This window comes from uncultured Chitinophaga sp., assembly GCF_937874145.1.
Taxonomy (GTDB): Bacteria; Bacteroidota; Bacteroidia; order Chitinophagales; family Chitinophagaceae; genus Chitinophaga.
Genome location: NZ_CALNBI010000058.1, coordinates 1 through 10,947, shown reverse-complemented (window position 1 = coordinate 10,947; position 10,947 = coordinate 1). Strand labels below are relative to the sequence as shown.

13 protein-coding genes are annotated in these 10,947 nt (G+C 55.0%); 12 read left to right on the top strand and 1 reads right to left on the bottom strand.

Annotated elements, in window-relative coordinates:
* From Q0510_RS02635 to Q0510_RS02580, 12 genes are all read left to right on the top strand, one after another.
* Positions 1 to 285, top strand: a 285-nt coding sequence (locus Q0510_RS02635; protein ID WP_298707970.1) for a glycosyltransferase, incomplete at its 5' end; no start/stop codon positions are given.
* Entirely contained in the window at positions 275 to 1,504 is a 1,230-nt protein-coding gene (locus tag Q0510_RS02630) for a hypothetical protein (protein ID WP_298707968.1), read from the top strand. The genes Q0510_RS02635 and Q0510_RS02630, both read left to right, overlap by 11 nt.
* A gap of 4 nt (positions 1,505 to 1,508) precedes the next feature.
* The gene (locus Q0510_RS02625) at positions 1,509 to 2,435 is read left to right on the top strand and encodes a hypothetical protein (protein ID WP_298707966.1); all 927 of its coding nucleotides are present in this window, start codon (positions 1,509 to 1,511) and stop codon (positions 2,433 to 2,435) included.
* Positions 2,413 to 3,036 carry an acyltransferase gene (locus tag Q0510_RS02620; protein ID WP_298707964.1) on the top strand — a complete coding sequence of 208 codons (624 nt, stop codon included), beginning with the start codon at positions 2,413 to 2,415 and terminating at the stop codon, positions 3,034 to 3,036. Before Q0510_RS02625 ends, Q0510_RS02620 begins: the two co-directional genes overlap by 23 nt.
* Positions 3,033 to 3,821 carry a glycosyltransferase family 2 protein gene (locus tag Q0510_RS02615; RefSeq protein ID WP_298707962.1) on the top strand — a complete coding sequence of 263 codons (789 nt, stop codon included), beginning with the start codon at positions 3,033 to 3,035 and terminating at the stop codon, positions 3,819 to 3,821. Before Q0510_RS02620 ends, Q0510_RS02615 begins: the two co-directional genes overlap by 4 nt.
* Positions 3,822 to 3,830: 9 nt before the next feature.
* Entirely contained in the window at positions 3,831 to 4,988 is a 1,158-nt protein-coding gene (locus tag Q0510_RS02610; protein ID WP_298707960.1) for an XrtY-associated glycosyltransferase XYAG1, read from the top strand.
* Complete coding sequence (locus Q0510_RS02605) at positions 4,985 to 5,890, top strand: glycosyltransferase family 2 protein (protein ID WP_298707958.1); 906 nt, start codon at positions 4,985 to 4,987, stop codon at positions 5,888 to 5,890. Before Q0510_RS02610 ends, Q0510_RS02605 begins: the two co-directional genes overlap by 4 nt.
* Positions 5,868 to 6,443: a WcaF family extracellular polysaccharide biosynthesis acetyltransferase gene (locus tag Q0510_RS02600; protein WP_298707956.1), complete on the top strand. Its 576-nt coding sequence runs from the start codon at positions 5,868 to 5,870 to the stop codon at positions 6,441 to 6,443. Before Q0510_RS02605 ends, Q0510_RS02600 begins: the two co-directional genes overlap by 23 nt.
* Before the next feature lie 5 nt (positions 6,444 to 6,448).
* Positions 6,449 to 7,684: a WcaI family glycosyltransferase gene (locus Q0510_RS02595; RefSeq protein WP_298707954.1), complete on the top strand. Its 1,236-nt coding sequence runs from the start codon at positions 6,449 to 6,451 to the stop codon at positions 7,682 to 7,684.
* A 2-nt stretch (positions 7,685 to 7,686) separates the two neighbouring features.
* Positions 7,687 to 9,072, top strand: coding sequence for an undecaprenyl-phosphate glucose phosphotransferase (locus Q0510_RS02590; protein ID WP_298707952.1), 1,386 nt, complete (start codon positions 7,687 to 7,689; stop codon positions 9,070 to 9,072).
* 4 nt (positions 9,073 to 9,076) lie between these two features.
* The gene (locus Q0510_RS02585) at positions 9,077 to 9,763 is read left to right on the top strand and encodes a CpsB/CapC family capsule biosynthesis tyrosine phosphatase (protein WP_298707950.1); all 687 of its coding nucleotides are present in this window, start codon (positions 9,077 to 9,079) and stop codon (positions 9,761 to 9,763) included.
* A 125-nt stretch (positions 9,764 to 9,888) separates the two neighbouring features.
* Positions 9,889 to 10,524: a hypothetical protein gene (locus tag Q0510_RS02580; protein WP_298707948.1), complete on the top strand. Its 636-nt coding sequence runs from the start codon at positions 9,889 to 9,891 to the stop codon at positions 10,522 to 10,524.
* A 60-nt stretch (positions 10,525 to 10,584) separates the two neighbouring features.
* Here Q0510_RS02580 and Q0510_RS02575 read toward each other — a convergent pair.
* On the bottom strand, positions 10,585 to 10,947 hold a 363-nt coding region (locus tag Q0510_RS02575; protein WP_298707946.1), incomplete at its 5' end, for a Crp/Fnr family transcriptional regulator.

Sequence of the window (10,947 nt, the reverse complement as noted above, 5' to 3'; positions counted from 1 at the left end):
GTCGTGATCCCCCTGCTCCACGGCAGCGGCACCCGCCTCAAATGCCTGGAAGCCATGGCCCTCAACACGCCCATCATCGCCACGCCGCGAGGCGTGGAAGGCGTTTTAAGCCATCATTTCATCCTGGCGGACACGGCCGAAGAGTTCCGGGAAGCATTACTGCGGTTCGAAGGGTCGCCCCAGCGGGGAGAAGCCCTGCGGGCTGATTTCATGAAGGAATACAGCGCGTCGGTGAACCGCCGCCGCCTGGAAGCAGCCATTCATTTCGCACGTCATGATCAATAAAATAAAAATAGCGCTCTACGCCCTGCTCAGCACGGTCAACGTCAACCTCATCGGTTCTTTGAGGCTGAGCGAGATCCTGCTGCTCGGACTTGCGCCAACCGCCATCAAAAAAGACGATTTCTCCAGGTATCCCTATCTGCGCAAAATCATCCTGTCGCTGGCGCTCCTGCTCTTCTTCCAGGTCCTGACCGATATGGTGGTAGGCACCACGCCACAGAATTACTTCCGCGGTTGGGCGTCCATCGTCATGTCCATGCTGTCGTTCCTCGTGCTGTTCAAACTGTTCAACAGTTACGAAGGTATCATGGTATACCTCTTCTTCATCATGATTAAAAATATCTTTTATACGGACGACATCGTGACGTCCGATATGAGTTATTTCAAGTTCAAGATGGTGCCTATCCTGTCGTCCGCCGTATATCTCCTCAGCGCGTATTTCTACCGCCGGGGGAATGTCAAGGCGGTGATGGCAGTGCTTTTCGGGTATTCGATCACCTGCGTTTCGTTCGACAGCCGGTCAACGGCCGTCGTTTTTTTCCTGTCTGCCATTATCATCTATTTTTTCAATTCGGGGTTAAAATTGACGAAAGCCAAGATCATCGCTTTCTCCGTCATCGCCCTGATCATATTCCAGGTCACCTACATCTTCTACGTGGACGCGGTCAAAGCCGGCGAATTCGGCGGCGACCACGCCCGTGGACAAATCGAGCGGCTCGATAATCCCTACAACCCGCTGGAGCTGCTGATGACCGGCCGCGGCGAAACCTTCGCGGCCGTTACCGCCATCGGCGATGCGCCCGTGTTCGGGCATGGCTCCTGGGCAAAAGACCATACGCTGAAATACTACCAGATCCTCCTCATGTTCCATGACGAGGATTTCAATATTGAGAAAGCCTATTCCAAGGAACAGCTTATTCCCAGCCACTCGATCCTCATGGGTGCGTGGATCAACTGCGGGATCGGCGGGTTTTTCTCGGTGTTGCTGGTGTTTTTCTTTTTGATGAAGATGGGATTATACCTTATTAAAAACGGGCAGTCGCTGGCGCTATATCCCGTGATTGTGCTGATGACGATCGGCCTGGTCTGGACGTTCGCGTTTTCGCCGTTCCAGCACCTGCGCTTCAGCGTTCCGGCCACGGGAGCCATCATCATGAGTGCGTATTACGATTTCGTGTACGCCGAAGAACCGGATTTTTCTGAACTCCTTTATACCAGTTAGACGAATGGAATACATTTATTATAAAGACGCAAAGGGTAATTTCGGCGACGATCTCAACGCCTGGCTGTGGCCGCAGTTTTTCGGTCCGCACGACCCCTCGTCCCCCAACGCTTTCGTGGGCATAGGGTCCATCCTCTGCCACGATTCCCCGCTTTTCCGCCACCTGGATAACCGGCGCAAGATCGTGTTCGGCACCGGCGTACGGCCGGCGTACCGCTCTTTTGCTTTCGATGAAAACTGGGACGTCCGTTTCCTGCGGGGGCCGCTTTCCGCCGGTTACTTCGGCCATGAGCACTCCTTCATCGCGGATGCAGCCTATGCGCTGGGGCTTTCCGCCGATTACGAGCGCATCGCGGCCACGCCCAAGAAATATAAGGTGAGCGTTATCCCCTACTTCCGGTCGCTGCCGTTTTTCGATTGGAAAAAGGTTTGTGACGAACTGGGATATCATTTCATTTCCCCCACCGCCGAAAACGGCATCGTCCACACCCTCGAGGAAATCGCCGCTTCCGAAACGGTGATCGCCGAAGCGATGCACGGCGCCATCATCGCCGATATCCTCCGCGTGCCCTGGAGCCGCTTCGTGCTCAGTACGCCTTTCACGGAAGGCAGCGGCGTGTCGGAGTTCAAATGGATGGACTGGCTGTTTTCCATCGGCCAAACCGGTACGGATACGGCGCATATCAAACTATACCGCAAATCATTCCTGCATGGCTGGCTGAAAAAAGCGTCAGGGAATATCCTCAATACGGAATTCCTCGTGAAAAGTGCCGTGCGGCAGGATCTCATGAAGCAGCTGGCGGGCATCCGCAATTTCAGCCTGTCTTCCGATAAGACCATCGAAGATATCAACAACCGATTTTTTGAAGAAATCGCCGCCCTCAAAGCGGAATTAAACACCGTTCACCATGGCGACAGAACCGTTATTTGAAGAAAAAACCGACGCGCGCACCGGGAAGGTGAAGATGTACCGCGATAATCCGCTGTATTTCCTGCGGCGCTCCAACATCTCGCTGAAGAAAAGCATCCTGCTGTACCTCTATTACAGCGTGGCCGTGTGGCTGCCCGATCCGCCGCGGCCCATCGGCGGGCTCTGCCTGTCGTTCCGCACCTGGCTGGCTTCGCGGATTTTCCTGAAAGCGGGGAAAAATATCAAAGTGGGCAGAAACACCCGCTTCGGCAGCGGCATTAATGTGCAGATCGGTGATTTTTCAGGATTGAATACCGGCGGATGGATCGGAAACGATACGATCATCGGCAACGACGTGATGTTCGGGCCGGAAGTGGTGATCCTCTCCGGCAGCCACAACTTCGAACGGACGGACATTCCCATGCGCGAGCAGGGCGCCACGCACCGCAAACCGGTCGTGATCGGCGACGACGTCTGGATTGGGACCCGCGTCATCATCTTGCCCGGCATCAATATCGGCTCGCACAGCATTATCGGCGCGGGTTCGGTGGTAACGAAAGACGTTCCCGAATACGCCATCGTGGCCGGCAACCCGGCCGTCATCAAAAAATTCAGAAAATGACCGAAAAACTCATTTCCGTTGTGGTGCCTGTCTACAACGGCGAAAAATATATCACGGACACGCTCGATAGCCTGCTTCGCCAAACCTGGCGCGGATTTGAGCTGATCGTGGTGGACGGCGGTTCTACCGACCGCACCGTGCAGCTGGTGAAGGAGCATCCGCAAACGGTGGATGTGCTCATCTCCGAAAAGGACGAAGGCATGTACGACGCGCTCCGCAAAGGCATGGAAGCCGCTACGGGCAAGTATCTCTGCTACATCAACTCCGACGACCGGCTGCTGCCGCACGCCCTGGAGATGGTGGTCCGCAAGTTCGAACACGGGCAATACGATCTCGTGTTCGGTGACCATAACTTCATTTCCGAAACTGGCGACATCGCCTATTCCTACAAAGGCATCAACCTCGGCTGGAAGGCGATCAGCTACCTGCAGCGGGTGCCGTTTGCGCAGCAGAGCGCCTTCTGGACGCGCGAAGCGTACCGGAAAGCCGGCGGGTTCGATAAATCGATGAAGTATTCCGCCGATTCCAAATTCCTCCTCACGCTTTGCCTCGACCCGCTCACCCGGAAAGGGTATATCCCGGCCACGCTCGGCGAGTACCGCATGCATGGGGAATCGTTTTCGGTGTCGGTAACGGATAAGATGATCGCGGAACATGCCCGGATGGCGAACGATCTTCCCCTGAAACATGACAAGCTGCGGAAGTATTTCTATGAAATGATCACCAAAGTGGTGAACGCCCGCGGTATTTATAAAAAGATGACCTACAAAGGCACGAAATTCTAAAGGACTGACATGAACATTTTGTTTATCGTACCAAGTTACAAACCCGCTTATATCTATGGCGGTCCCATTGTGTCGGTGGCGCGGCTGGCCGAAAGCCTCGTGCAGATCGGGCACACGGTGACCGTATACACGACCACCGCCAACGGTCCCGACGAGCTGGACATGCCGCTGGACAAACCCGTGATGATGGATGGGGTGCGCGTGCAGTTTTTCCGCCGCATCACCAAAGACCATACGCATATTTCGCCCGCGCTGTGGAAATCGGTGTGGCATACGGTGAAGGAATATGATGCCGTACACATCCATTCCTGGTGGAACTTCCTGATTATGGGGGTATCGCTTATCTGCACGATGAAAGGTGTGAAACCCGTACTCAGCCCGCGCGGGATGTTGTGCGATTACGTTTTTACGAATAAGAACCAGCTCAAAAAGAAGTTGCTGCATCATACGGTTGGCAAGCACCTGCTGTCGAGAACCTTCCTGCACGTAACCTCCGAGGTGGAATGGAACGACTGCCTGAAGCTCGACAACAACTGGCGTGGCGGGCTGATCCACAATATCGTGGACCTGCCGCATATGCCGGAGCGCGTGCATGAACAGAACGGCGCATTTACCATCGGCTTCCTTTCCCGTGTGGACCCCAAAAAGGGCCTGGACATCCTCATCAAAGCATTAGCGGGTGTGGATTTTCCTTTTGTGCTGAAGATCGCGGGCTCGGGCGACGAGGCGTATATGGCCGAATTGCGCGGACTGATAGCGGCCGAAGGGCTGGAAGGGCGCGTGGAATGGGCGGGATGGAAGAAAGGCGGGGAGAAATTCGAGTTCCTGGCGGATGTGGACCTCTTCGCATTAACGTCCCACAACGAGAATTTCGCGGTGTCGGTGATCGAGTCGCTGTCGGTGGGCACGCCTGTGCTGGTGAGCGAACATGTGGGGCTGTCGCGCTACGTGAAAGAGAAGAACCTGGGCTGGGTGACCACCCTCGGGATCAGCGAAGTGCGCAACCGCCTCACCGAAGCTTTCCGCGCGAAGCAGGAGCGCCAGCGCATCCGGGAGGAAGCGGTGCCGATCATCCGCGCGGATTTTAACGAAGAAAAACTGGCCGCCGATTACGCGGAGATGTATCGGAACGTGAGCAATTTCCCTTTAAAAAGAACAGCTGTATGAATCTCGCCGTCATCATATTGACCTATAACGAATCTCTTCACCTCGCCAGGTGCCTGGAAAGCGTCCGGCAGGTGGCATCGGAAATCCATATTGTGGATTGCTTTTCTACCGACGATACACTGGCCATCGCGGAGCGCTACGGGGCAAAGGTGCACCAGCGGAAATGGAAGAGCTACGCCGATCAGTTCCAGTGGGGGATGGATCAGTGCGGTATTGCCACGCCCTGGGTCATGCGGATGGATGCCGACGAATACCTGGAGCCCGCGCTGGTGCAGGAAATCAATCAACAGCTGCAATCTTTCCCTGAAAATGTGACAGGGTTGTACATCCGCCGGAAAGTGCTGTTCAAGGAAAAATGGATCCGCTACGGCGGTTTCTATCCCCACACACTGCTCCGCATCTGGCGCAACGGCAAAGCCAGCGTAGAACAACGCTGGATGGACGAACATATCGTGGTGAACAGCGGGGAAACCCGGATGCTGAAGGAACACCTCGTCGACCACAACCTGAATTCCATCCACTGGTGGGTGAACAAGCATAATAATTACGCCATCCGGGAGATGATCGACCTGTTGAATATCAAATACCGCTTTATGGAGCTGGACCAGCGCCTGCTGGGGTCCACCAATGGGCAGGCCCGCCGCAAGCGCATCCTAAAGGAAAAGGTCTATTCCGCCATCCCGCCCGGCGGCCGCGCCCTACTGTATTTCTGTTACCGCTATTTCCTGCGGTTCGGATTCCTGGACGGGTACCGCGGGTTTATTTTCCACTTCATGCAGGGGTATTGGTACCGGCTGCTGGTGGATGTGAACGTGAAGGAATTTGAAGCCAAGCTGGCGGGCGACACCAGCGCGGCGAAACTGAAAGAAATTTTGAAAAATGATTACAACATCGCGATCTGAGCTGCTGCAAACCGACTTGTCGAAATTCTCGACCGGCAATTACGTAGCCGGGCCGAAATGGAAAGTGCTGAGCTGGTATTTCGTGAACTACTGGATCTTCAACAGTTCGCTGCCCTGGCCCTACGGCCTGAAAGTGAAGCTGCTGCGGATGTTTGGTGCGAAGGTGGGCAATGGCCTGGTGATCAAAACGAAAGTCAGGATCAAAAATCCCTGGCGCCTTACGCTCGGCGACAACGTCTGGATCGGCGAGGATGTGTGGATCGATAACCTGGAAGATGTTTCGGTCGGCAGCAACGCCTGCATTTCGCAGGGCGCCCTGCTGCTGACGGGCAACCACGACTACACCGCCACCGACTTCCCTTACCGCCTCGGCCGCATCGATGTGGAAGAGGGCGCCTGGGGGGGAGCGAAATCGGTGGTTTGCCCGGGGGTGCGGCTGGGTTCGCACGCCATCCTGACGGTGAATTCCGTGGCTACCAGGAGCATCGCGCCCTGGGAGATTCATTCCGGTAACCCGGCGGCTTACGTCCGCGATCGCGTCATGAAAAAATAGAACACATGCCCAAGAGATTGTTGCTGATAGGAGGAAATTACGCGCCCGAGCCCACCGGCATCGGGAAGTTCAACGGCGAGATGATCGGCTGGCTGGTGAGCAACGGGTATGAATGCACCGTGATCACCACTTACCCGTATTATCCGCAGTGGAAAGTGCAGGAGCCCTACTCCCGCAAAGCCCGCTGGTTCCGGAAAGAAGTATCGCACGAAGGCCGGCTGAAAGTATACCGCTGCCCGCAATACGTTCCGGCCGATCCGAGCGGCAAAAAGCGTATGGTGATGGACGTCTCCTTTGCCATGGCGGCTTTCGCGCAGCTGATGCGCATCCTCCCTTCGAAAAAATATGATTACGTCATGAGCGTGGTGCCGAGTTTCCATCTCGGGCTGCTCGCCCTGCTTTACAAAAGGTTCCGGGGCGCCGAAGTGCTCTATCACATCCAGGACCTCCAGATCGACGCGGCCCGCGATCTCAACATGATCCGCAGCGGCGGTATGATCAGTGCCATGCTGAAGCTGGAAAAGTACATCCTCCGGAAATCCGACTGCGTGAGCAGCATTTCCGACGGGATGGTCCGCCAAATCAGCGGCAAGCTCGACCGCCGCATCGAACTGTTTCCCAATTGGGCCGACGTGGACAAGTTCCATCCGCTGCCGGGAAGAATGGCGCTGAAAGAAGCTTTCGGCTTCCAGCCGGATCATAAAGTAGTGTTGTATTCCGGCGCGATCGGTGAGAAACAGGGCCTGGAATCGATTCTGCTGGCGGCCGCTTCGCTGGAAGACCGTGAAGATGTGCAGTTCGTGATCTGCGGCTCCGGTCCGTACCGCGAAAAACTGCACGAGAAAGCCCTCGCGATGGGGTTGCGCCGCGTCCACTTCCTGCCGCTCCAGCCCATCGAGCAGTTCAACCGTTTCCTGAATATGGCCGACCTGCACCTGGTCATCCAGAAGTCCGGCGCCTCCGACCTGGTGATGCCCTCCAAACTCACGGCGATTTTGGCGGTGGGCGGGTTGTCGCTGGTGACCGCCAATCCCGGTTCCAGCCTGCACGACCTCGTTTCCGGCTACCAGCTGGGGATCGTGGTGCCGGCCGAAAACCAGGATGCCCTCAACGCGGGAATCCGCAACGCGGTGACGGGCGACCATGCCGGCATGCGCGGAAATGCGCGCTCGTATGCCGTGGAGTATTTGTCCATCGATAAAGTGATGGGCCGATTTGAAGCGAACGTTTTAAAAATTTAGTCATGCTGAACCGGTATCTGAAAATATTTCTCATCCAGATTTTCGTCCTGGATTTCATCTGCCTGAACGGCCTCTTTTTCCTCGCGGGCATGGGCCTGCGGCAATACGACCTGCAATCGCACCAGGGCGCAGATGCGTTCCTGCTGATGTCCAACATCGCGTGGGCGGTGGCGCTGTATACTTCGGGACTGCATTCCGTGAGCAGCCAGCTGTCGTACGAGCGTATGGCGCGGAAGACCGCGAAGTCGGTGCTGATGTATTTGCTCATTTTGCTGGGGTTTCTTTTTCTCTATCAACATCTGTACAGCCGCTTTTTCGTGCTGATGTATTGTTCGCTGTTCATCGCGGCGGTGGTCATCAACCGGTTGCTTTTTTACTGGATCACCGATCATATCCGCCGCAGGAAAGGGATTGAACGGAAAATGGTGATACTCGGGTATAATGAAATGTCGAAACGGCTGGCCGATAACCTGCTTTCTGAAAAAAGTAATTTGCGGTTTGAAGGATATTTCGAGGAATACAACAAAGTGCAGGAGCTGTCGTATTACCCGGTGATCGGGAACCTTCGGGATTGTGTGCCCTATGCGCGCGACAACAATATCCGCGAAATTTATTCCACGCTTTCTCCCGAACAGTTCCCGTATCTCTACACACTGGCGTACGAAGCGGAGCAGCATTTCATTCATTTCAGATTTGTTCCGGATTTTAAAATGTTCGTGAACCGGCAGATCCATGTGGATTATTTCAACAATATTCCCATCATCAGCCTGCGCTCCGAACCGCTCGACGATATCGCCAACCGCATCCGCAAACGCATCTTCGACCTGGTCTTCAGTTCGCTGGTCTGCGTTTTCCTGCTCAGTTGGCTCATTCCCCTGCTGGCGCTGCTGATCCGGCTGGAGTCGAAAGGACCGGTATTTTTCGTGCAACACCGCACCGGCCGCAATAACCGGACGTTCCGCTGCCTGAAGATGCGGAGCATGTACGTAAACAACGACGCCAATTCCAAGCAGGCCACGCGCAACGATAAGCGGTTCACCCGCATCGGCCGCATCCTCCGGAAAACGAACCTCGACGAGATGCCGCAGTTCTTCAACGTGCTGCTGGGGGATATGTCGGTGGTGGGCCCGCGCCCCCACATGCTGAAGCACACCGAAGAATATTCTTCGATCATCAAGCAGTATATGGTGCGGCACTTCCTTAAACCAGGGATCACCGGATGGGCGCAGGTAAACGGTTTCAGGGGCGAGATTACGGAAGATGCCCATCTGCGCAAGCGCGTGGAGCACGATATTTGGTACATGGAGAACTGGTCCGTTTACCTGGATCTTCGCATCATATTTTTAACCGTGGCGAACACATTGAAAGGAGAAAAGAATGCATTTTGACGTATTGAAACATGATATCCACTCCCATTTGCTCCCCGGGCTCGACGATGGCGTCCAGGATATGGAAACTGCGCTGGCCTTCATCCGCCAGCTGTCGGAGTTGGGATATACCCATCTCACCACCACGCCGCATATTATGTGCGGTGTGTACAACAACGGGGCGGACACGATTTTACCGAAGCTGGAGCAGGTCCGGGAGGAAGTGCTCCGGGCCGGCATTCCCATAGAACTGAACGCCGGCGCGGAATACCTGATGGATGATTACTTCGAATCGCTGCTGGAAGACCGTGAGCCCCTGCTGACCATCGCGGGAAATCACGTGCTGGTGGAATTTTCCTGGGTGGGATTGCCGGCCGGGTATAGAAATATTTTTTTCAACATGAAGATGGCGGGATATGAACCCATCCTCGCGCATCCCGAACGATACCATTACCTGCACAAAGATTTTGATGTGTACCGGGAAATTCACGCTACCGGCGTGCGTTTGCAGGCAAATCTCCTGTCTTTCACTGGGTATTACGGCAGCCGGGTACAGGCAGCAGCCGTGCAGATGGCGGAAGAAGGATTGCTGGATTTCACGGGAACGGATCTGCACCATCAGCGGCATTTGCAGGCGCTGACGCAATTCGATTTTCGGAAATTGTTAGGGAAGATGCTGGCTGCCAACAATTTAAGAAATGCTTTGTTATAAGGTTAAAGACGCAAGCACGATTTCTTTTCCGGAAAAATACTATTTTGTATAAGTCATGCGTAAAACCGCAGCGGCGGACCGTATCCATATTTCGAAACTGACTACAAAAAACCAAGGGGCTAACAATGAAATCTTCCACAGGAGTACGCGACCTCCCGGCCGATAAATGGTTAATCAACGATGTGTTTCATGAACTGCGGAGTATGCTGTCGGCGATTTTGAGCAGTGTGGAACTGATTGAGATGTACGCCGTTAAACCCGATTCCGGCGGCCGCATCAGCCGCCAGGCCGGTTCTATCAAATTGCAGGTGATGGAGCTGGAATTCCAGCTGCAGAACGTTAAAGTGATCCAGGACATGCTGAATGCTTCGCAGGTGATCCACCGCGGACATTTTAATATCGTGCACATGTTGGAGCAGTTGGTGGATGATGAGCGCTATGCCCACATCTTCCCAACCCGCGTTACTTTCGACATGAACGACGAGCGCGAAATGGCTTTTGCCGACGAACAATTTCTCCGGCAAACCGTACTGAACCTGGCCTGGTGCCTGAACCGGAATGCCGCGCCGGGCGCAGCGCCCGAGATCCGTTTCGCCTTGCAGGGCGATCGCTTCGAAATGACGGGCGTGTTGCCTTCTCCTGCCCGCGCAACGCTCGACCAGCGGATGTGCCGGCTCATCGGTTACCTGGCCGAGTTGCAGGGTGGCGGGTTTGAGCTGAATGAGCAGGAGGGCTCGCTGGCGGTGAAGATCCCCGTTTAATCCAATCGTTTATTAGTTTGAGTTTAATAGAGAGGCGCTCCCGGCTGGGGGGGCCTTTTTTTATTCGCCGTTTTCCTCCGAACGGATGAGGTGGCGTAGCGTTTCGTGCTGAAGGACGGCGTAGCGTTTGTCTTCCAGGGAAATCATGCCCTCTTTCGCCAGTTCCTGGAGCATGCGCCAGGCGGTTTCGTAAGTGGTGCCGGTGTAGGAGGCGACGTCTTGCCGGGATAGGGGGAAATTTATGAAACCGTTTTCCGTACCGAATTTGTTTTCGAGGTGCAGTAATGCGGATGCAATGCGCCCTTTGACGGACATGTGCGCGAGGTTGCGCATGCGGCGCTCGGAGTCGTGAAGCTCGCGGGCGTAGAACATCATCAGTTCGTACAGCACATGGGTATTTACCTGCAGGCTGTCCTGGAAAAA

Excerpts from the sequence above, each read along its gene's own strand:
- Q0510_RS02630 (WP_298707968.1), top strand. The coding sequence starts at position 275 with ATGATCAATAAAATAAAAATAGCGCTCTACGCCCTGCTCAGCACGGTC.
- Q0510_RS02625 (WP_298707966.1), top strand. The coding sequence starts at position 1,509 with ATGGAATACATTTATTATAAAGACGCAAAGGGTAATTTCGGCGACGAT.
- Q0510_RS02620 (WP_298707964.1), top strand. The coding sequence starts at position 2,413 with ATGGCGACAGAACCGTTATTTGAAGAAAAAACCGACGCGCGCACCGGG.
- Q0510_RS02615 (WP_298707962.1), top strand. The coding sequence starts at position 3,033 with ATGACCGAAAAACTCATTTCCGTTGTGGTGCCTGTCTACAACGGCGAA.
- Q0510_RS02610 (WP_298707960.1), top strand. The coding sequence starts at position 3,831 with ATGAACATTTTGTTTATCGTACCAAGTTACAAACCCGCTTATATCTAT.
- Q0510_RS02605 (WP_298707958.1), top strand. The coding sequence starts at position 4,985 with ATGAATCTCGCCGTCATCATATTGACCTATAACGAATCTCTTCACCTC.
- Q0510_RS02600 (WP_298707956.1), top strand. The coding sequence starts at position 5,868 with ATGATTACAACATCGCGATCTGAGCTGCTGCAAACCGACTTGTCGAAA.
- Q0510_RS02595 (WP_298707954.1), top strand. The coding sequence starts at position 6,449 with ATGCCCAAGAGATTGTTGCTGATAGGAGGAAATTACGCGCCCGAGCCC.
- Q0510_RS02590 (WP_298707952.1), top strand. The coding sequence starts at position 7,687 with ATGCTGAACCGGTATCTGAAAATATTTCTCATCCAGATTTTCGTCCTG.
- Q0510_RS02580 (WP_298707948.1), top strand. The coding sequence starts at position 9,889 with ATGAAATCTTCCACAGGAGTACGCGACCTCCCGGCCGATAAATGGTTA.